Below are 20,198 nucleotides of genomic sequence, written 5' to 3'. Positions count from 1 at the left end.
TGGGTCTTCTGGGTTTTCAGCCCAGGGGGTGGGCGGCCAGGAGGTCGCCGAGGATCTCCTCGTGGGCCGCGGCCGGGCCGAGGGACAGCTCCAGGTGCTTGGCCCAGGCGTGGTAGCGGTGCAGGGGGTAGTCGGTGTCCGCGCCGAAGCCGCCGTGCAGGTGCTGGGCGGTCTGGACGATGCGGCGGACTCCGTCGGAGGCCCAGGTCTTGGCGACGGCCACGTCGCCGGTGACGGGCAGTGCTCCGCCCGCGCCGCTGCTCAGGCGCCAGGCGGCCTGCCACAGGGTGGCTTCCATGGCGCGCAGGTCGATGTAGCGGTCGGCGGCCTGTACGGCGACGGCTTGGAACGTGGCGATGGGGTGCCCGAACTGTTCGCGCTTGCTCGCGTAGTCGCTGGTCATCTTGAGGACACCCTCGCCGAGGCCGAGCGCGAGGGCGCAGGTGCCGGTCGCGAGCAGGGCATGCAGCCGGGGCCAGGCGTCCGGGGCCAGGATGATCTGCCGGGGCGTCAGGCGCACGCCGTCCAGGCGTAGTTCGGCCAGGCGCTCGCCGGTGGTCGAGATCTGCTCGGCGGTGGTGAGGCCCGCGATGGCGTCACGGGTGGGCAGGGCCGCGACCACGGTCGCGCCGTCCGCGGTGTGTGCGGGGACGAGGATGTGATCGGCGTTGAGCCCCCAGGGCACCGCCGTCTGTACGCCGTCCAGGATCCAGTCGCCGGCCGCGCTCTCCTGGCGGGCGGTGACCGCGAGGTCGGCCGGGTCGTGGCCGGTGCGTCCGGCGGAGGCGACGGTCAGGACGAGGTCCCCGCGGCCTGCCCGGGGGAGGATCTCGCGCTTCAACTCCTCGGTCCCGTACGCCTGGAGCGTCGCCGCGGCCGCGCTGTGCTCAAGGAGCGGGATGCGGGCCAGGACCTTGGCCGCCTCACGCAGGACGAGGCAGAGCGCGATGGCGTCGAGGCCCGCGCCGTCGTGCTCCGGTGCGATCAGCAGGCTCAGCAGGTCGGCGTCGGCGGCCTGGGTCCACAGGGCGCGGTCGAGGTCGTCGGCCACGGCGCCGGAGGTGAGGGAGGGGCTCGGTACGCGATCGGGTGCGACCGGCGCGAACACCGCGCGGGCCGCCTCGGCCGCCGCCTGCTGCTCCTCGGAGAAGGTGAAGTCCACGGGCCTGTCCTTCCGTTCCCTGAGACGCTCGCCGTCCCCTGGGGGTCGCCGGGCCGCTGGGCCGGGTCCGGGGGCAGTCGAATCACCAGAATCTGACGGGGCGTCAAGATAGAACAGGTTCTAGGAGAAGGGAAGAGAGACCGGAGGGAGGGGAGACCGGCCCGGGTCGGCGTCGCCCGGGTCGGGCCGGTCGGGTGGGCGTCGCTCGGGTCGGGCCGGTTGGGTCGGCGTTGCCCGGGTCGGGCCGGTTGGGTCGGCGTTGCCCGGGTCGGGCCGGTCGGGCTGGGCTGGGCCGGGTGTGGTCAGCGGTCGAAGTCCAACTCCACCTTCTCGGTGGTCGGATGGGACTGGCAGGCCAGCACATAGCCCGCCTCGGTCTCCTCGGGCTCCAGCGCGAAGTTCCGGTCCATCCGGATCGAGCCCGAGACGAGGAACGCGCGGCAGGTCCCGCACACCCCGCCCTTACAGGCGTACGGGGCGTCGGCGCGGTTGCGGAGCACCGTCTCCAGGAGCGACTCCCCGTCCTGCACCGGCCAGGTGCCCGCGCGGCCGTCGAGCTGGGCGGTCACCGTGCTGTGGGCGGGGGCCGGGACGGTGGCGCGGGCCGGGGCGGGCCCGTCGTCGACGTGGAAGATCTCCTCGTGGACGCGCCCGCGCCGCACGCCGAGCGCGCGCAGGGCCCGCTCGGCGCCCTGCACCAGGCCGAGCGGTCCGCACAGGAACCAGCCCGCGACCCGGTCCACCGGAAGCAGGGCCGGGAGCAGTGCAGTGAGCCGCTCCTGGTCGAGCCGGCCCGAGGCGAGGCCCGCCTGCTGCTCCTCCCGGGAGAGCACCGTGACCAGCTGGAACCGCTCCGGGTAGCGGTCCTTCAGGTCGGCGACCTCCTCCAGGAACATCGTCGAGGCGGTGGTGCGGTCGCTGCGTATGAGGCAGAACCGGGCCGTCGGCTCGCGGGTCAGGAGCGTGGTGGCGATGGACAGGACGGGGGTGATGCCGCTGCCGCCGACCACGGCCGCGTACTGCCCGGGGGCCGGGTCGAGGGTGAAACGGCCCGCGGGGGTCATCACCTCCAGCTCGTCGCCGACGGCGATCTCCTTGTGGGCGTACGTGGAGAACGCGCCGTCCTCGACCAGGCGCACGCCGACCCGCAGGGTGCGCGGTGCCTCGTCGGCGGGGGCCGCGGAGCAGATCGAGTACGTGCGCCGGATCTCGGTGCCGTCCACGATGCGTCGCAGGGCCAGGTGCTGGCCGGGCGCGTGGCGGTAGGCCTCGCGCAGCTCCGGTGGGACGGTGAAGGTGAGGGCGACGGAGTCGTCGGTGAGCCGGTCGATCGCGGCGACCCGGAGCCGGTGGAAGCGGGCCCTGGCAGCTGCTGCCATCACAACTCCTTGAAGTGGTCGAAGGGTTCGCGGCAGGACAGGCAGCGGCGCAGCGCCTTGCAGGCGGTGGACGAGAAGCGGCTGAGCAGCTCGGTGTCGGGGGAGCCGCAGTGCGGGCAGGTGAGTCCGGTGGCGTCCGCGGTGTGCCGGGTCGGGCCGAGGGCGACGGTGACCGGTCCGGTGGTCTCGCGGGTGGGGCGGGGCGGCGCTATGCCGAACTCCCGGAGTTTGCGGCGGCCTTCGGGCGTGATGTCGTCCGTCGACCAGGCGGGGGCGAGGACCGGGCGGACGGTGACCTCGGGGATGCCGTGCTCGTGCAGGACGCGCTCGATGTCGCTCGACATGGCCTCGATCGCGGGGCAGCCGGTGTACGTGGGGCTCAGCTCGACCTCGACGCGGCCGGGGCCGCGGGTGTGCACGGCGCGCAGGACGCCCAGCTCCTCCAGGTTCAGCACGGGCAGTTCGGGGTCGGGCACGGATCCGGCGATCCGGCGCAGCTCCGCTTCGAGCGGGGTCTCCTGTCGCGTCTCCTGCGGGGTCACCATGTCGCCCCCGGGTGGCTGCGGTGCAGGTGCTGCATCTCGGCGAGCATCCGGCCGAAGGGTTCGGTGTGCAGGCCCTGGCGGCCGGCTCCCGCGCGCCAGGCGCCGGTCTGCGGTCCTTCGGGGACGGTGAGCGTGGCCTGCCGCAGGACGGCGGAGACGGCCGATGTCCAACCGGCCCGCATCTCCTGCCCGTTGATGTCCAGGCCGGGGACGGGCTCGAACATCTCGCCGGTGAACCGCCACAGGGCGTCGACCGCCCGCTGCATCCGCGTACGGCTCTCGTCCGTGCCGTCGCCGAGGCGCAGGGTCCACTGTCGTGCGTGGTCCTGGTGGTAGGCGACCTCCTTGACCGCCTTGGCGGCGAGCGGCGCGAACAGCGAGTCGCCGTCGGCCAGTTGGCCGTAGAGGAGGTGCTGGTAGGTGGAGAAGTACAGCTGGCGGGCGATGGTGTGGGCGAAGTCGCCGTTCGGCTGCTCGACCAGTTGGAGGTTGCGGAAGGCGCGCTCCTCGCGCAGATACGCCAGCTCGTCCTCGTCGCCGACCGTGCTCAGGAGGATGCGGGCCTGGCCGAGCAGGTCGAGGGCGATGTTCGCGAGGGCGACCTCTTCCTCCAGGACCGGGGCGTGGCCCGCCCACTCCCCCAGGCGATGCGAGAGCACCAGGGCGTCGTCGCCGAGGGCGAGGGCGGCGCGGGCGGTGTCGGTCAGGGGCTGCGTCGTCACAGGTGCTTCACCCCTTCCGGGATCTCGTAGAACGTGGGGTGGCGGTAGGGCTTGTCGGCGGACGGTTCGAAGAACGGGTCCTTCTCGTCGGGCGAGGAGGCGGTGATCGCGGCGGACGGCACGACCCACAGGGAGACGCCTTCGCCGCGGCGGGTGTACAGATCCCGCGCGTTGCGCAGGGCGAGCTCCGCGTCCGGGGCGTGCAGGCTGCCCGCGTGGGTGTGGGCGAGGCCGCGGCGGGAGCGTACGAAGACCTCCCACAGGGGCCAGTCGGCGCCGCTGGACGAGCTGTTCGGCGTCTGGGTCATGCCGCCCTGCCTTCTCGCGTGGATGCTGCGGAGTGCTTGGCCGCGTGGGCCGCGGCGGCCTCACGGACCCAGGCGCCCTCGTCGTGGGCGCGCCTGCGCTGGGTGATGCGCTGTTCGTTGCACGGGCCGTTGCCCTTGAGGACTTCCTTGAACTCGGTCCAGTCGATCGGGCCGAAGTCGTGCCGGCCCTTCTCCTCGTTCCACCGCAACTCGGGGTCGGGGAGCGTCAGTCCGAGGGACGCGGCCTGGGGGACGCAGATGTCGACGAAGCGCTGCCGCAGCTCGTCGTTCGAGTGGCGCTTGATCTTCCACTCCATCGACTGCGCGGAGTGCGCCGACTCGTCGTCGGGCGGGCCGAACATCATCAGGGACGGCCACCACCAGCGGTCGACCGCGTCCTGCGCCATCGCGTGCTGTGCCTCGGTGCCGCGGCTGAGGGCGAGCAGCAGCTCGTACCCCTGGCGCTGGTGGAAGGACTCCTCCTTGCAGATACGGACCATGGCGCGCGCGTACGGCCCGTACGAGCAGCGGCACAGCGGTACCTGGTTCGTGATCGCCGCGCCGTCCACGAGCCAGCCGATCGCTCCGACGTCGGCCCAGGTCAGCGTCGGGTAGTTGAAGATCGACGAATACTTCTGGCGGCCGGTGTGCAGCTTGTCGAGCAACTCGTCGCGGCCGGTGCCGAGGGTCTCCGCCGCGCTGTAGAGGTACAGGCCGTGGCCCGCCTCGTCCTGCACCTTGGCCATCAGGATGGCTTTGCGGCGCAGGGAGGGCGCGCGCGTGATCCAGTTCGCCTCGGGCTGCATGCCGATGATCTCGGAGTGTGCGTGCTGGGCGATCTGGCGCACCAGCGTCGCGCGATAGGCGTCGGGCATCCAGTCGCGGGGCTCGATGCGCTCGTCCGCCGCGACGGCCGCGTCGAACGCGGACCGGAACGCGGCCGCGCCGTCCTGCGGTGCCGCCTGCTGCGGGGCTGCTGTCGCCATTCCAGGTCCCCCTCGACCTCGGGTGCGGTGCCGGTTCCGGTGGCGGGCGGGGGCGCGGTCACTCGCCACGCTCCCGACCGATCGTTCGGTTCGTCGGATTCAATGGTGGGACGTGGCGCCGTAGGGTGTCAACCCTGAACAGCCGGGCCTGTGGATAACCTCGGGCGCCTGTGCTGGACGGCCGCTCCCCAGTACGGTGCCGGTGCGTCGCATGCCCGTGGGCCTGCGGCGCCGAATCGGTTCGGCAGTGGGCGGCCGGGCGAATCGGACGGACCAGGGGCCGACGGGACGGGGACGGGGAGCACCGATGGACACGGAAGCAGGCGCGGCGGACGGGGCCGCCCGGCAGGCGCCGGAGCGGGCGGCCGCGCAGCCGCCCGGGCCGCCGGACGCCCCGCGACCCGAACCGGCGGACGGGCCCGGAGCGCCGGCCGGGGAATCCGGAGCGCCGGCCGAGCGCCGCGGCCTCGCGACGCTCTCCCCCGGCTACCAGATGGTCGCGGTCCTGGCCCTGGCCTGCGTGGCCCTCGTCGCCTGCGTCCACGTCCTGATGGTGTTCCTGCACGTCGCCCCGTCGAACACGCTGACCAAGCGGCACGGCACGCTGGTCGACGAGTGGATCTACCCGGAGTTCGAGCAGAACTGGAAGCTGTTCGCCCCCAACCCGCTCCAGCAGAACGTGTCGGTGCAGACCCGTGCCGAGCTGCGTGCTCCCGACGGAACGCTGCGCACCACGGGCTGGTACGACCTCTCCGCGCGCGACGGCGCCGCGATCAACGGCAACCTGGTCCCCAGCCACACCCAGCAGAACGAACTGCGCCGCGCCTGGGACGTCTACGTCGGCACGCACGACGCGCAGAACCGCCCCACAGGGCTGCGCGGGACGCTGTCCGAGCAGTACCTGCGCCGCATTCTTGTGCTGCGCCTGGACCGGCTCGGTGTGGTCGGCGAGGAGGACGTCGTCGAGCGCGTCCAGGTCCGCTCGAAGGCGACCACGATCCGGCCTCCGAAGTGGAGCGACGAGCAGGTGAACCAGAAGCCGTTCTTCCGGGAGGTCCCCTGGTGGACGGTGAGCTCGCGCGACGTGCCGCTCGACAGCGGCACGCGCGTGCGCGCGAAGACGGGTGAGGGCCGATGAGCGGCGCGCAGAAGACGGTCGAGTCGCGGGTCGGCGCCGCCGTGCAGAAGATCACCGGGTCGGCGCTCGGCCCGTACCAGAGCGCCCTGATCCGTATCGGGTTCGCCGGGACCTGGCTGCTGTTCCTGCTGCGCGAGTTCCCGCACCGCCAGGAGCTCTACGGGCCCGACGGGCCGTGGGGCTGGGACATGGCGCAGCAGCTCGTCGCGGACAACCACGCGTTCACCGCCCTGATGTGGTCCGACAGCCAGGTCTGGTTCGAGTGCGTCTACGTGGCCGCGATGCTGGCCTCCGCCCTGCTGATGGTGGGCTGGCGCACCCGCACCATGGCGGTCCTCTTCATGATCGGCGTGCTGTCGCTGCAGAACCGCAGCGTCTTCGTGGGCGACGGCGGCGACAACGTCATCCACCTCATGGCGATCTACCTGATCTTCACGCGCTGCGGGCAGGTCTGGTCCCTTGACGCACGGCGGGCGGCACGCGCGCGTGTGCGGCAGACCGCCGAGGACCGGGCCGGCCCGGTCCTGTGGTGGGTGGTCGGTCTCGCGCTGTCCGCCCTGACCTTCACCGGCGACGTGAGCGGCGGGTGGCTGAGCCTCTTCTGGGCGCTGTGGGCCGTCCAGGGCGTGTGGTGGTACCTCGACAGGCGTGCCCCGCACGGGGATCCGCGGCTGCTGTGCGACGTCGTCGCCAACGTCGTGCACAACGCCGCCCTGTTGGTGATCATGGTCGAGGCGTGTCTGATCTACGCCACCGCGGGCTGGTACAAGATCCAGGGCAGCCGCTGGCAGGACGGCACCGCCGTCTACTACCCGCTGCACCTGGACTACTTCTCGCCGTGGCCCGCCCTCGGCGACCTGCTGACGACGTTCGGCCCGATGGTGCTCCTCGTGACGTACGGGACGGTCGCCGTACAGGTCGCCTTCCCGTTCACGGTCTTCAACCGGCGCGTCAAGAACGTGCTGCTGGTGCTGATGATCACGGAGCACGTGTTCATCGCCGTCGCGCTCGGGCTGCCGTTCTTCTCGCTCGCGATGATCACCGCCGACGCGGTGTTCCTGCCGACGTCCTTCTTGCTGCGCGTCGGACGATGGGCGGCACGCGCGCGTGGCCGCGTGTTCTCCCGTACGCAGAGTGCGCCGCTGCCCGGCCAGCGCACGGTGGAGGGCGTGGAACCGTCGGCTGCGCAGGCCCCCGCGGCGCGCACGTAGGCTTCCTGCCATGAGCGAGGCGAGCACGGCGGACGGCATGCCGTACGAGGGTCCTGACGGCGCTGTACGGGCCTGGCGGCGCCGCGCCGACTCCGCGGTGCTCCTCGACGGTTTCCACGCTCTCAAGCACGCCCTGCGGTTCGGCGCCGACGTCCCTGTCGCGCTCGCCACGGACCGGGCGTCCGTGCTCGCCCTGGCCGCGGACCTCGCCCCCGACGTCGTACGGGATCTGGACGCGCTGCTCGTGGAGGTCCCGGACGACGTCCTGCGGGGGCTCGTGCCGCGGCTGCACCCCACGGGCGTCGCCGCGCTCGCCGGGCGGCCCGCGCGCGCCGACCATCTCGCGGCGCTCGGCCGCACCGGACGCACCACGCCCGTCGTCGTCCTCGACAACCCGCGCAACCTCGGCAACGCGGGCGCCGTCATCCGGCTCGCCGCCGGCTACGGGGCGGCCGGTGTCGTCACGACGGGCAGCCTCGACCCCTGGCACCCCACCGTCGTCCGGGGCGGGGCCGGGCTGCATTTCGCGACCGCCGTCGAGCGGCTCGCGGTCGACGAGCTGCCCGCGGGGCCGCTGTACGCGCTCGACCCCGAGGGCGCCGACATCCGCGGCCTGAAGCTGCCCGACGACGCGCTGCTCGCCTTCGGGTCCGAGCGCAACGGTCTTTCCGGTGAACTACGCGCGCGTGCCGACCAGTTGGTGTCACTGCCGATGCGGCCCCAGGTCTCCAGCTACAACCTGGCGACCAGCGTCGGCATGACCCTGTTCCACTGGAGCACGCACAGCCTCAACGCCCCGTAGGGCTCCCTAGACGGTCTCGCGGCGGACCTCCACCACCCGGAAGCGGTTGGCCACGAAGGCGCCGTCGCACAGAGCCGCGTTCGCCGCGGGGTTGCCGCCCGAGCCGTGGAAGTCGGAGAACGCCGCCGTCTGGTTCACGTACACACCACCGGTGAGGTTGAGCGAGAGCTGGGCGCACTCCTCCAGGCAGACGTCCTCGACGGACCGCGCGACCTCGTCGGAGGTCGTGTACGCGCCGACCGTCATGGCTCCCTTGTCGCGCACCGTGCGGCGCAGCAGCTCCACCGCGTCCTGGGCGGAGTCGACGGCGACGGCGAAGGAGACCGGGCCGAAGCACTCGCTCATGTAGGCGGCCTCGGCGTCCGGCTTGGTGCCGTCGAGCTTGACGATCACCGGGGTGCGCACGACGGCGTCGGGGAACTCCGGATTGGCGATCTTCCGTGAGGGCAGGGCGACTTCACCCAGTGAGGCGGCCGCCTCCAGGCGCGCCTTCACGTCCGGGTTGACCAGGGCGCCCAGCAGGCCGTTGGCCCGGGCGTCGTCGCCGAGCAGGCCGCCGACGGACTTCGCGAGGTCCGCGACGACCTCGTCGTACGACTTGGGGCCCTCGTCCGTGGTGATGCCCTCGCGCGGCACCAGCAGGTTCTGCGGGGTCGTGCACATCTGGCCGCTGTACAGGGAAAGCGAGAACGCGAGGTTCGCCAGCATGCCCTTGTAGTCGTCGGTGGAGTCCACGACCACCGTGTTGACCCCGGCCTTCTCCGTGTAGACCTGCGCCTGGCGGGCGTTGGCCTCCAGCCAGTCGCCGAAGGCCGTCGAACCCGTGTAGTCGATGATCTTGATCTCGGGGCGCACGGCAAGCGTCTTGGCGATGCCCTCGCCGGGCCGCTCGGCCGCGAGCGCCACCAGGTTCGGGTCGAAGCCCGCCTCGGCGAGCACCTCGCGGGCCACCTGGACGGTGAGGGCGAGCGGCAGCACCGCGCGCGGGTGGGGCTTGACCAGGACCGGGTTGCCGGTCGCCAGGGAGGCGAACAGGCCCGGATACCCGTTCCACGTCGGGAACGTGTTGCAGCCGATCAGCAGCGCGATACCGCGCCCGACCGGCGTGAACTGCTTCGTCAGGTTCAGCGGATCGCGCTTGCCCTGGGGCTTGGACCACTCCGCCGCGTCCGGGGTGCGCACCTGCTCCACGTAGGCGTACGCCACCGCCTCCATGCCGCGGTCCTGCGCGTGCGGGCCGCCCGCCTGGAAAGCCATCATGAAGGCCTGGCCGCTGGTGTGCATGACCGCGTGCGCGAACTCGTGCGTACGCGCGCTGATCCGGGCCAGGATCTCCAGACACGTCACCGCGCGGACCTCGGCGCCCGCCTCGCGCCACGCGCGCATGCCCGCGCGCATGGCCGGCAGCAGCACGTCGACGTCGGCGTGCGGGTACGTGACCCCCAACTCCGGTCCGTACGGGGACACTTCCCCGCCGACGAAGTCGTCCGTGCCGGGCTGGCCGAGGTCGAGCCGGGTGCCGAGCAGTGCGTCGAAGGCGGCCTTGCCCTCGGCCATGCTCAGGCTCCCGCTGCCCTCGGCCCCGTACGCCTTGGGGTGCTCGGGGTGCGGGGACCAGTACGCGCGGGTGCGGATCGCTTCCAGCGCCTGGTCGAGGGTCGGCCGGTGCTTGGCGATGAGGTCGTGCGCGGTGATGTCGGCGGCCATGGCGGACCAACTCCTCCTCGGCTGCGGCTCCTCGTCGAGCCGGCGAGCGGGCGGGACTGGGCAGGTGCTGTACGTCAGAGTTAGAGTAACCGAACGATCGGTCGGGACAAGAGGGTGCGTGGAACCTGTGGACAACCGACCCGACGGGACCCGGATCCGCGAGGTGTCGGTCCATGCGGAAGGATCGGCGCATGACAGCAACTGACCGCCTCGTAGGAGTCGTGGGCACCGGCACCATGGGCCAGGGCATCGCCCAGGTGGCCCTGGTCGCGGGGCACCCGGTCCGGCTGTACGACGCCGTGCCCGGACGTGCGGAGTCGGCCGCCGCGTCGATCGCCGCGCGCCTCGACCGGCTCGTCGAGAAGGGCCGTATGGGCGCCGCGGAGCGCGCGGCGGCAGGAACCCGCCTGACGGCCGCGCACACGCTCGGCGAGCTGGCGGACGCCTCCCTCGTCGTCGAGGCCGTCCTGGAGCAACTCGACGTCAAGCAGCGGCTCTTCCGAGAGCTGGAGGACGTCGTCGCGGAGGACTGCCTGCTCGCCACGAACACCTCGTCGCTGTCGGTGACGGCGATCGGCGGCGCGCTGCGCGTCCCCGAGCGCTTCGTCGGCCTGCACTTCTTCAACCCCGCGCCGCTGATGCCCCTGGTGGAGGTCGTCTCCGGCTCCGCCACCGACGTCACCGCCGCCACGCGCGCGTACGAGACCGCACGGGCCTGGGGCAAGACACCCGTGGCCTGCGCCGACACCCCAGGCTTCCTGGTCAACCGGATCGCACGGCCCTTCTACGCGGAGGCGTTCGCGGTCTACGAGGACCAGGGCGCCGACCCCGCCACCATCGACGCCGTGCTGCGCGAGAGCGGCGGCTTCAAGATGGGCGCCTTCGAACTGACCGACCTGATCGGGCAGGACGTCAACCAGGCCGTGACGCGCTCCGTGTGGGAGGGCTTCTTCCAGGACGTGCGCTTCAGGCCCTCGCTGCCCCAGCGGCGCCTCGTGGAGGCGGGCCGCCTCGGCCGCAAGACGGGCCGGGGCTGGTACGCGTACGGCGACGGCGAGGAGCGTCCCGAACCGCACACCGCGGCCCCGGCCGAGCCGCCCGCCCGGGTGACCGTGGAGGGCGACCTGGATTCGGCCGGCGAGCTGATCGCGATGATGCGCGAGGCGGGCATCGAGGTCGTCCAGGAAGAGGAGGACAAGGGCACGCGCATCGTGCTGCCCAGTGGCGGCCAGCTCGTCCAGGCCGACGGCCAGACGTCCGTCGAGTTCCGGGACGTCGTCTACTTCGACCTGGCGCTCGACTACCGCGCGGCGACCCGGATCGCCCTGGCGACCTGCCAGGACGGCAATCCGCGCACCTTGAAGGAAGCCACCGGCCTCTTCCAGGCGCTCGGCAAGAAGGTCAGCGTCATCGGCGACGTGCCCGGCATGATCGTGGCGCGCACGGTGGCCCGCATCATCGACCTCGCCCACGAGGCGCTCACCCGCGGAGTGGCCACCGAGGAGGACATCGACACCGCGATGCGCCTCGGCGTCAACTACCCGCTGGGGCCGCTCGAATGGGACCGCAAGCTCGGCAGGAGCTGGGCCTGCGGCGTGCTCGAGGAACTGCACGAGCGGGATCCCTCGGGCCGGTACGCGCCGTCCCTCGCGCTCCTGCGCCACTCGTACACCCCCAAGAAGTGGGAGGGCTCCGCATGACCACCGCACCCCGCGACACGGCGCCGCGCCGCGACACCTACACGCCCGACACCCTGCTCGCGGTCGCGGTCACCGTCTTCAACGAGCGCGGCTACGACGGCACCTCCATGGAGCACCTCTCCAAGGCGGCGGGCATCTCCAAGTCGTCGATCTACCACCACGTGACCGGCAAGGAGGAGCTGCTGCGCCGCGCTGTCAGCCGCGCCCTCGACGGGCTCTTCGGGATCCTCGACGAGGAACCCGCGCGCGTGGGACGTGCGATGGAGCGCCTGGAGTACGTCACGCGGCGCATGGTCCAGGTGCTGACCGGTGAACTTCCGTACGTGACGCTCCTGTTGAGAGTGCGCGGGAACACCGACACCGAGCGGTGGGCCATGGAGCGGCGCAGGGAGTTCGACCACCAGGTCGCCGAGCTTCTCAAGGCGGCCGCCGCCGACGGAGACGTACGAGGTGACATAGAAGTACGCCTCGCCACCCGGCTCGTCTTCGGAATGATCAACTCCATCGTGGAGTGGTACCGGCCGGGCAGCGGCGGCCTGGGGGAGCGCGAAGTGGCCGACGCGGTCGTCGAGTTGGTCTTCCAGGGGCTGCGCACCGCCGGCTGACCCCGTACGTCACGCGTCCGGTTCCAGGTCCTCCTCCTCGAAGACGAGCAGCGTGCGCGTGCTGAGCACCTCGGGGATGGCCTGGAGCTTGGTGAGGACCAGTTCGCGCAGGGCGCGGTTGTCCTTGGTGTGGACGAGGATCAGGACGTCGAAGTCGCCGCTGACCAGCGCGATGTGCGAGGCCTCGGGCATCCTGCGCAGCTGGTCGCGCACCGTCCGCCAGGAGTTCTGGACGATCTTCAAGGTGATGTACGCGGACGCGCCCTGACCCGCGCGTTCATGGTTGATGCGGGCGCCGAAGCCGCGGATCACGCCGTCCTCGATGAGGCGGTTGATCCGGGCGTAGGCGTTCGCCCGTGACACATGGACGCGCTCGGCGACGGAGCGTATCGACGCCCGGCCGTCCTTCTGGAGCATCTGAAGGATGTCGCGGTCGATGGCGTCCAGCGGGCGCGCGACGGGGTCGGGCCCCTCGGGTTCGTCGGGGCGGTGCCCGCCGGAGCCTTCGGCCATTTGTTCAGATGCCATGTGCCCCCGCCTCCTTACCATGGACGTACTGCGTTCATCTCAGGCTGTGGAGAACCGTTTGTCCACAGCCTGGAGGTGCCTGTAGCCAAAATGTGCCGACGACCGAACAATCGGTAGGTGAGGCGGGTCACATCCGACGCGCCCTCGAAGCCGCTCCCACGAGGAGGTGTCGTCATGACGGTCATGGAGCAGCGGGGCACGCTTCCCGCTCCCGTTCCACCGCCCGCCTGGCAGCCCCGCACGGACCCCGCGCCGCTGCTGCCCGACGCGGAGCCGTACCGGGTCCTGGGCACCGACGCAGCCGAGCAGACCGATCCGGAGCTGCTGCGCCGGCTCTACGCGGAGGTGGTGCGCGGCCGCAGGTACAACGCGCAGGCGACCGCCCTCACCAAGCAGGGCCGCCTCGCCGTGTACCCCTCGACGACCGGCCAGGAGGCCGGGGAGATCGCCGCCGCGCTCGCCCTGGAGGAGCGCGACTGGCTCTTCCCCAGCTACCGCGACACCCTCGCCGCCGTCGCCCGCGGCCTCGACCCCGTCCAGGCCCTGACCCTGCTGCGCGGCGACTGGCACACCGGGTACGACCCGCACGAGCACCGCATCGCGCCGCTGTGCACGCCGCTCGCGACCCAGCTCCCGCACGCCGTGGGCCTCGCGCACGCCGCGCAGCTCAAGGGCGACGACGTGGTGGCGCTCGCCATGGTCGGCGACGGCGGCACCAGCGAGGGCGACTTCCACGAGGCGCTGAACTTCGCCGCCGTGTGGCAGGCGCCGGTCGTCTTCCTCGTCCAGAACAACGGCTTCGCCATCTCCGTGCCGCTGGCCAAGCAGACCGCGGCGCCGTCCCTGGCCCACAAGGCCGTCGGGTACGGGATGCCGGGCCGCCTGGTCGACGGGAACGACGCGGTCGCGATGTACGAGGTCCTCACCGAAGCCGTGGCCCGCGCGCGTGAGGGCGGTGGTCCCACGCTGGTCGAGGCGATCACGTACCGGATGGACGCGCACACGAACGCCGACGACGCGACCCGCTACCGCACCGACGCCGAGGTCGAGACGTGGCGCGGACACGACCCGGTCCTGCTCCTGGAGCGGGAGTTGACCCACCGCGGCCTGATCGACGAGGCCGGCATCCAGGCCGTGCGCGACGACGCCGAGACGATGGCGGCCGCGCTGCGCGCCGAGATGAACCAGGACCCGGTGCTCGACCCGATGGACCTGTTCACCGACGTGTACGCGGAGCAGACCTCCCACCTCAGAGAGCAGGCGGCCCAGTTGCGCGCCGAGCTCGACGCCGAGGCCGAGACGTCCGGCGGCGAAGGGGGTCCGGCATGACGACCGTCGCCGAACAGGCCGCCAAGGCGGCCACCAAGCCCGCCACCATGGCGCAGGCCCTGGGCCGCGCCCTGCGTGACTCCATGGCCGCCGACCCGGCCGTGCACGTCATGGGCGAGGACGTCGGCACGCTCGGCGGCGTCTTCCGCATCACCGACGGGCTCGCCAAGGAGTTCGGCGAGGACCGCTGCACGGACACGCCGCTCGCCGAGGCGGGCATCCTCGGCACGGCCGTGGGCATGGCCATGTACGGGCTGCGGCCGGTCGTGGAGATGCAGTTCGACGCGTTCGCGTACCCGGCCTTCGAGCAGCTGATCTCCCACGTGGCGCGGATGCGCAACCGCACGCGCGGTGCCATGCCGCTGCCGATCACGGTGCGGGTGCCCTACGGGGGCGGCATCGGCGGCGTCGAGCACCACAGCGACTCGTCCGAGGCGTACTACATGGCGACGCCCGGCCTGACCGTCGTCACGCCGGCCACCGTCGCGGACGCGTACGGTCTGCTGCGGCAGTCCATCGCCTCCGACGACCCGGTCGTCTTCCTGGAGCCCAAGAGGCTTTATTGGAGCAAGGATTCCTGGAACCCCGAGCAGCCGGTGGACGTTGAGCCGATAGGTACGGCAGTGGTCCGCCGCCCCGGGACCAGTGCCACGCTGATCACGTACGGACCGTCGCTGCCCGTCTGTCTGGAGGCGGCTGAGGCGGCCCGTGGCGAGGGCTGGGACCTGGAAGTGGTCGATCTGCGCTCGCTGGTGCCGTTCGACGACGCGACGGTCACGGCCTCCGTGCGCCGCACCGGACGCGCGGTCGTCGTGCACGAGTCGGGGGGCTTCGGCGGCCCCGGCGGGGAGATCGCCGCGCGGGTGACCGAGCGGTGCTTCCACCACCTCCAGGCGCCGGTCCTGCGGGTCGCCGGGTTCGACATTCCGTACCCGCCGCCCATGCTGGAGCGGCACCATCTCCCGGGGGTGGACCGGGTGTTGGACGCGGTCGCACGCCTTCAGTGGGACCAGTGAGGGGAGCGGGCTGATGGCGCAGGTTCTGGAGTTCAAGCTGCCCGACCTCGGGGAGGGGCTCACCGAGGCATCCATCGTGCAGTGGCTGGTGGCCGTCGGTGACGTCGTCGCCGTCGACCAGCCCGTCGTCGAGGTGGAGACCGCCAAGGCGCTCGTCGAGGTGCCGTGCCCGTACGGTGGCGTCGTCACGGCCCGGTACGGGGACGAGGGCACCGAACTGCCGGTGGGGGCACCGCTGTTGACGGTCGCCGTCGGGGCGGACGCGGCGTCCGGCGCCCCTGTCCCGGAGCCCGCCGGGAGCACGGCCGCGAGGACGGCGGAGAGCACCGCCGACAGCGCTCAGAAGGCGGAGAGTTCGGGGAACGTGCTGGTGGGATACGGCACCGCCGCCGCTCCGGCGCGGCGCAGGCGGGTGCGACCCGCCGCCGAGCCGCGGCCCGAGCCCCGGGCGAAGGTGGTCGCCCCGGCCCCGGCACCGGCACCGGCCGCTCCCGCCGCGCCTGTGCGCCCCGAAGGCCCCGTCCCCGTCATCTCCCCCCTCGTCCGCAAGCTCGCCCGCGACCATGGACTCGACCTGCGGGAAGTCGCCGGTTCGGGTCCCGACGGGCTCATCCTGCGCGCCGACGTGGAGCGTGCCGCGACGGCCCGCACCGCCGCTCCGGCCGCGCCCGAACCGGTCCCCTCCGCGGTGAACGGCCACCGCACCCCGCTGCGCGGCATCCGCGGCGCCGTCGCCGACAAGCTCGCCCGCAGCCGGCGCGAGATACCCGACGCGACCTGCTGGGTGGACGCGGACGCCACGGAACTCCTCGCCGCGCGTGCGGCGATGAACGCGGCGACCGGCGCGTCCGCGGGCCCGAAGATCTCCGTCCTGGCGTTGTTCGCCCGCATCTGCACGGCGGCCCTGGCCCGCTACCCGGAGCTGAACGCGACGGTCGACATGGAGCGGCGCGAGATCGTCCGCCTCGACGAGGTGCACCTCGGCTTCGCCGCGCAGACCGAGCGCGGCCTCGTCGTCCCCGTCGTACGGGACGCCCACCGGCGCGGCACCGAGGCGCTGAGCGGCGAGTTCGCCCGGCTCACCGACGCCGCGCGCACCGGGAAGCTGACGCCGGGTGACCTCACGGGCGGCACCTTCACGCTGAACAACTACGGCGTGTTCGGGGTCGACGGATCGACGCCGATCATCAACCACCCCGAGGCGGCCATGCTCGGCGTCGGCCGCATCGCCGCCAAGCCCTGGGTGCACGAAGGGGAGTTGGCCGTCCGCCAGGTCGTCCAGCTCTCCCTCACCTTCGACCACCGGGTGTGCGACGGCGGCACGGCGGGCGGGTTCCTGCGCTACGTGGCGGACTGCGTGGAGCGACCGGCGGTGCTGTTGCGCTCCCTGTGACCGCATCGCGAACCACCCCGAAAGACCGGGTCCCGGGGGTGGCATAGATCGTTCGTACGCCCATACTCGGGGGATGAACGCGTACGAGGCCATCGTCCTCGCCGGCGGCGCCGCACGGCGGCTCGGCGGCGCGGACAAGCCCGGGGTGCGGATCGGCGGCCGCGCGCTGCTCGACCGGGTGCTCGCGGCCTGCGCCGACGCCCGGACCACGGTCGTGGTCGCCGCGCCCCGGCCCACCGCGCGCCCCGTCACCTGGGCGCACGAGGACCCGCCGGGCGGCGGCCCGCTCGCTGCGCTCGACGCGGGTGTGCGGGCGCTGGACGGCAGGGCGCAGAGCGTCGTCGTGCTCTCCGCCGACCTGCCGTTCCTGGCACCGAGCACCGTACGCACGCTGCTCGACGCCCTCCACGAGAACGTCAGCGAGAGCCACGAGAACACCGACGGCGTCCTGCTCACCGACGGCGACGGCCGCGACCAGCCGCTCGTCGCCGCCTACCGGGCGGACCCGCTGCGCCGGGTGCTCGCCGACCTCGACGCCGAGCACGGGTCGCTCACCGGGCTGCCCCTGCGGCTGCTCACCCGGAACCTGGGACTCACCCGCATCACCGACCCCGTCGCGTCGTTCGACTGCGACACCTGGGACGACATCGCCGCCGCCCGGTCACGTATCAGGGAGCATGGGCACGTGTTGGATGAATGGATCTCCGCAGCCAAGGACGAACTGGGCCTCGACCTGGACGTCGACACCGGCGTCGTGCTCGACCTCGCCCGCGACGCGGCCCACGGGGTCGCGCGCCCGGCGGCCCCGCTGACGACGTTCCTCGTCGGATACGCGGCGGCGCAGGCAGGCGGCGGCCCCGAAGCCGTCGCGGCGGCCGCGGCGAAGGCGGCCGCGCTCGCCGACCGCTGGGCCCGCGAGGCCGCGGCCGAAGCCGAGGCCGGCAAGGGCGACGCCGCGCCGGACGCGGGATGACCGCCCCGAGCGGCCGGGCGGCGCAGGCCGACCCGATGGAGGGCGACGTCGACGAGGCGCTCGCCCTCGCCAACGACCACCGGCCGGGCCCCCCGCCCGGCAACGACGTCCCCGCCCCTGGCCGCGCCCAGCCCGCCCCGCACCGGGAACCGGCCCGCGCAGCAGCAGCCGGACCCACCGAGGGCCACGCCGCCCACCGCCACCGCGCCACGGACTGGCCCGCCGCCCGCCGCACGGCCGAGCGGGCAGGCCGGCGCGCCGCCGACCACCGCTCCCGTACGGCGGCGGACGGACCGCAGGAGCAGCGCCCCGACGCCGAAGAACCCCAACTCCCGTTCCCGAGCGGCACGTTCGACCCCGGCGCGGACGCCCCGCCGCGCGGTGCGACCCGGGTCCCCCTCGACCGGGCCCTCGGCCTCGTCCTCGCCGCGCCTCTCACCGCACTCACCGACCTGCCCTCCTTCGACACGTCCGCGATGGACGGCTGGGTCGTCGCGGGTCCGGGCCCCTGGGACGTACGCGACGAGGGGATCCTCGCCGGGCACGGCCGGCCCGCGGCGCTGGCCGACGGGGAGGCGGCGGCGATCGCGACCGGCGCCCGGATCCCCCCGGAGACCACGGCCGTCATCCGCAGCGAGCACGGGCGGACCGACGACAAGGGCCGGCTGCACCCGCTGCGCGACGTCGTGCACGGGCAGGACATCCGGCCGCGCGGACAGGAGTGCCGCAGCGGCGACCTGCTGCTGCCGACCGGCGCCGTCGTCACCCCCGCCGTCCTCGGGCTCGCGGCCGCGGCCGGCTACGACGACCTGGCCGTCGTCCCGCGCCCGCGGGTCGAGGTCCTCGTCCTGGGCGACGAGTTGCTGACCTCGGGCCTGCCCAGGGACGGCCTCATCCGGGACGCGCTCGGGCCGATGCTGCCGCACTGGCTGCGCGCCCTCGGCGTCGAGGTCACCGCCGTCCGCCGGCTCGGCGACGACGCGAAGGCGCTGCTCAAGGCGGTCCGCGGGTCGACGGCCGACCTGGTCGTGACGACGGGGGGCACCGCGTCGGGCCCCGTCGACCATGTCCACCCCACGCTGCGCGCCCTCGACGCCGAACTCCTCGTGGACGGTGTCGCCGTCCGCCCCGGCCACCCCATGCTGCTCGCCCGCCTCAGCGAGGGGCAGCACCTCGTCGGCCTGCCCGGCAATCCGCTTGCCGCGGTCTCCGGCCTGCTCACCCTCGCCGAACCGCTGCTGCGGGCCCTGTCGGGCCGGACCCGCCCCGCACCCGAAGGCCCGTACACCACGCCGCTGCACAGCCCCGTCCAGGGACACCCGCACGACACCCGGCTCGTCCCCGTCGTGCTGCGTCAGGACAGCGGAAGCGGGCACGAGTGGGCTGTGCCGCTGCACTACAACGGGCCCGCCATGCTGCGCGGCATCGCCGCCGCCGACGCCCTCGCGGTGGTGCCGCCCGGCGGCGCCACGGAGGGCCAGGAGCTGGAGATCCTCGATCTCCCCTGGTCCTGGAGTGCCATGGACGCGGGGTCGGACGCCGTGTCCGGTGCGGCGTCGACAGACCGGGAAACGAAGGGTGTTTCACGTGAAACTGGCCGGCCATGACGCGATCGCGCGCCAGGCGGACGAGCGGACCGCGACCTACCGGGTGAAGCTGCCCCGGCGGGTCGTGGAGCGTCCGCTGCTCCAGGTCGCCCGACGGGTCGTGATGGCCCTGGCCGTGCTGGTCGTCACCGCGCTCCTCGTGTGGTTCGACCGCGCCGGCTACAACGACAACTCCGACGGCAGCGTCGACCTCCTCGACGCGTTCTACTACGCGACCGTCACCCTCTCCACCACCGGATACGGCGACATCACCCCCGTCAGCGACGGGGCCCGCCTGACCAACATCTTCGTCGTCACCCCGCTGCGTGTGCTCTTCCTGATCATCCTGGTCGGCACCACGCTCGAAGTCCTCACGGAACGGACCCGGGAGGAATGGCGCCTGAACCGCTGGAGGTCCACCTTGCGTGACCACGTCGTCGTCGTCGGCTTCGGAACCAAGGGCCGCAGCGCCGTGGAGACCGTGTGCACGACCGGCCTGAAGCCGGAGCAGATCGTGGTCGTCGACCCGAGCCCCAAGGTCATCGACGCGGCCAACGCGCTCGGGTACGTGGGCGTCATCGGCGACGCCACCCGCAGCGACGTGCTGCTCCGCGCCGAGGTGCAGAAGGCCCGGAAGGTCATCATCGCGACGCAGCGCGACGACACGGCCGTCCTGGTGACGCTCACCGCACGGCAGCTGAACCGCGGCGCGAAGATCGTCGCCTGTGTGCGCGAGGAGGAGAACGCGCCGCTGCTGCGCCAGTCCGGCGCCGACGCCGTCATCACCAGCGCCAGCGCGGCGGGCCGCCTGCTCGGCCTGTCGGTGCTCAGCCCGCACGCGGGCATGGTCATGGAGGACCTGATCCAGCAGGGCAGCGGCCTCGACCTCGTGGAGCGGCCGGTGACCAAGGCCGAGGTGGGCCTGAAGCCGAAGGAGACGGACGACCTCGTCGTCAGTGTCGTACGAGGGCATCGCGTGCTCGGATACGACGATGCGTCCGTCGGGGTGCTGCAACTGACGGACCGGCTGATCACGATCGTGCGGGTCACGCCCACGACGCGGGTGGCCCCCGACTCGAAGCCGCTGCCGCAGGACTGACCGGGCCCT

At 72.8% G+C, this 20,198-nt stretch carries 19 protein-coding genes; 11 read left to right on the top strand and 8 right to left on the bottom strand.

Annotated elements, in window-relative coordinates:
- Window positions 1-16: 16 nt before the first annotated feature.
- The 6 genes from AB0L37_RS01360 to paaA all read right to left on the bottom strand — a co-directional run bounded on the left by AB0L37_RS01360 (window position 17) and on the right by paaA (window position 5,102).
- Window positions 17-1,162 carry an acyl-CoA dehydrogenase family protein gene (locus tag AB0L37_RS01360; protein WP_365498248.1) on the bottom strand — a complete coding sequence of 382 codons (1,146 nt, stop codon included), beginning with the start codon at window positions 1,160-1,162 and terminating at the stop codon, window positions 17-19.
- A 302-nt stretch (window positions 1,163-1,464) separates the two neighbouring features.
- A complete protein-coding gene (gene paaE, locus AB0L37_RS01355) occupies window positions 1,465-2,541 on the bottom strand; it encodes a 1,2-phenylacetyl-CoA epoxidase subunit PaaE (protein WP_365498246.1) in 1,077 nt (358 codons plus the stop codon).
- On the bottom strand, window positions 2,541-3,086 hold the full coding sequence (gene paaD / locus AB0L37_RS01350) for a 1,2-phenylacetyl-CoA epoxidase subunit PaaD (RefSeq protein ID WP_365498243.1): 546 nt from the start codon (window positions 3,084-3,086) through the stop codon (window positions 2,541-2,543). The genes paaE and paaD overlap by 1 nt, the downstream gene beginning before the upstream one ends.
- On the bottom strand, window positions 3,080-3,808 hold the full coding sequence (gene paaC, locus AB0L37_RS01345; protein ID WP_365498240.1) for a 1,2-phenylacetyl-CoA epoxidase subunit PaaC: 729 nt from the start codon (window positions 3,806-3,808) through the stop codon (window positions 3,080-3,082). The genes paaD and paaC overlap by 7 nt, the downstream gene beginning before the upstream one ends.
- Window positions 3,805-4,116 (bottom strand): 1,2-phenylacetyl-CoA epoxidase subunit PaaB, encoded by a 312-nt coding sequence (paaB, locus tag AB0L37_RS01340; RefSeq protein ID WP_365498237.1) that lies wholly within the window; start codon window positions 4,114-4,116, stop codon window positions 3,805-3,807. Before paaB ends, paaC begins: the two co-directional genes overlap by 4 nt.
- Window positions 4,113-5,102, bottom strand: a complete 990-nt coding sequence (gene paaA / locus AB0L37_RS01335; RefSeq protein WP_365498234.1) for a 1,2-phenylacetyl-CoA epoxidase subunit PaaA — start codon at window positions 5,100-5,102, stop codon at window positions 4,113-4,115. Before paaA ends, paaB begins: the two co-directional genes overlap by 4 nt.
- A 307-nt stretch (window positions 5,103-5,409) precedes the next feature.
- On the opposite strand from paaA, the gene AB0L37_RS01330 reads away from it, so the two are divergent.
- The 3 genes from AB0L37_RS01330 to AB0L37_RS01320 are packed head-to-tail and all read left to right on the top strand — an operon-like array spanning window position 5,410 to window position 8,253.
- A complete protein-coding gene (locus AB0L37_RS01330) occupies window positions 5,410-6,240 on the top strand; it encodes a DUF5819 family protein (protein ID WP_365498231.1) in 831 nt (276 codons plus the stop codon).
- Window positions 6,237-7,451, top strand: a complete 1,215-nt coding sequence (locus tag AB0L37_RS01325; RefSeq protein WP_365498228.1) for an HTTM domain-containing protein — start codon at window positions 6,237-6,239, stop codon at window positions 7,449-7,451. Before AB0L37_RS01330 ends, AB0L37_RS01325 begins: the two co-directional genes overlap by 4 nt.
- Window positions 7,452-7,461: 10 nt before the next feature.
- Complete coding sequence (locus AB0L37_RS01320; protein ID WP_365498225.1) at window positions 7,462-8,253, top strand: TrmH family RNA methyltransferase; 792 nt, start codon at window positions 7,462-7,464, stop codon at window positions 8,251-8,253.
- Between the two features lie 6 nt (window positions 8,254-8,259).
- Here AB0L37_RS01320 and paaN read toward each other — a convergent pair whose 3' ends face one another.
- Window positions 8,260-9,960: a phenylacetic acid degradation protein PaaN gene (gene paaN, locus AB0L37_RS01315; protein WP_365498222.1), complete on the bottom strand. Its 1,701-nt coding sequence runs from the start codon at window positions 9,958-9,960 to the stop codon at window positions 8,260-8,262.
- Between the two features lie 191 nt (window positions 9,961-10,151).
- On the opposite strand from paaN, the gene AB0L37_RS01310 reads away from it, so the two are divergent.
- The gene (locus tag AB0L37_RS01310) at window positions 10,152-11,660 is read left to right on the top strand and encodes a 3-hydroxyacyl-CoA dehydrogenase (protein WP_365498219.1); all 1,509 of its coding nucleotides are present in this window, start codon (window positions 10,152-10,154) and stop codon (window positions 11,658-11,660) included.
- Window positions 11,657-12,265 carry a TetR/AcrR family transcriptional regulator gene (locus AB0L37_RS01305; RefSeq protein ID WP_365498216.1) on the top strand — a complete coding sequence of 203 codons (609 nt, stop codon included), beginning with the start codon at window positions 11,657-11,659 and terminating at the stop codon, window positions 12,263-12,265. Before AB0L37_RS01310 ends, AB0L37_RS01305 begins: the two co-directional genes overlap by 4 nt.
- A gap of 9 nt (window positions 12,266-12,274) precedes the next feature.
- Here AB0L37_RS01305 and AB0L37_RS01300 read toward each other — a convergent pair whose 3' ends face one another.
- Window positions 12,275-12,778 (bottom strand): Lrp/AsnC family transcriptional regulator, encoded by a 504-nt coding sequence (locus AB0L37_RS01300; protein WP_365499166.1) that lies wholly within the window; start codon window positions 12,776-12,778, stop codon window positions 12,275-12,277.
- Window positions 12,779-12,967: 189 nt separating this feature from the next.
- Between AB0L37_RS01300 and pdhA the strand changes: the two genes are divergently transcribed.
- The 6 genes from pdhA to AB0L37_RS01270 all read left to right on the top strand — a co-directional run bounded on the left by pdhA (window position 12,968) and on the right by AB0L37_RS01270 (window position 20,189).
- Window positions 12,968-14,122 (top strand): pyruvate dehydrogenase (acetyl-transferring) E1 component subunit alpha, encoded by a 1,155-nt coding sequence (gene pdhA / locus AB0L37_RS01295; protein ID WP_365498213.1) that lies wholly within the window; start codon window positions 12,968-12,970, stop codon window positions 14,120-14,122.
- Window positions 14,119-15,138 carry an alpha-ketoacid dehydrogenase subunit beta gene (locus AB0L37_RS01290; protein WP_365498210.1) on the top strand — a complete coding sequence of 340 codons (1,020 nt, stop codon included), beginning with the start codon at window positions 14,119-14,121 and terminating at the stop codon, window positions 15,136-15,138. Before pdhA ends, AB0L37_RS01290 begins: the two co-directional genes overlap by 4 nt.
- 13 nt (window positions 15,139-15,151) lie before the next feature.
- Window positions 15,152-16,531, top strand: a complete 1,380-nt coding sequence (locus tag AB0L37_RS01285; RefSeq protein WP_365498205.1) for a dihydrolipoamide acetyltransferase family protein — start codon at window positions 15,152-15,154, stop codon at window positions 16,529-16,531.
- Window positions 16,532-16,604: 73 nt separating this feature from the next.
- Window positions 16,605-17,504, top strand: coding sequence for an NTP transferase domain-containing protein (locus AB0L37_RS01280; RefSeq protein WP_365498202.1), 900 nt, complete (start codon window positions 16,605-16,607; stop codon window positions 17,502-17,504).
- Window positions 17,501-19,111, top strand: coding sequence for a molybdopterin-binding protein (locus AB0L37_RS01275; protein ID WP_365498199.1), 1,611 nt, complete (start codon window positions 17,501-17,503; stop codon window positions 19,109-19,111). The genes AB0L37_RS01280 and AB0L37_RS01275 overlap by 4 nt, the downstream gene beginning before the upstream one ends.
- Window positions 19,092-20,189 carry a potassium channel family protein gene (locus AB0L37_RS01270; protein WP_365498196.1) on the top strand — a complete coding sequence of 366 codons (1,098 nt, stop codon included), beginning with the start codon at window positions 19,092-19,094 and terminating at the stop codon, window positions 20,187-20,189. Before AB0L37_RS01275 ends, AB0L37_RS01270 begins: the two co-directional genes overlap by 20 nt.
- The last annotated feature ends 9 nt before the right edge of the window (window positions 20,190-20,198 follow it).

Origin of the sequence: Streptomyces sp. NPDC052225 (assembly GCF_040679615.1) — a bacterium.
Classification (GTDB): Bacteria; Actinomycetota; Actinomycetes; order Streptomycetales; family Streptomycetaceae; genus Streptomyces.
Note: the sequence above shows the minus strand (reverse complement) of the source record. Positions and strands in the feature narration are given on the sequence as shown.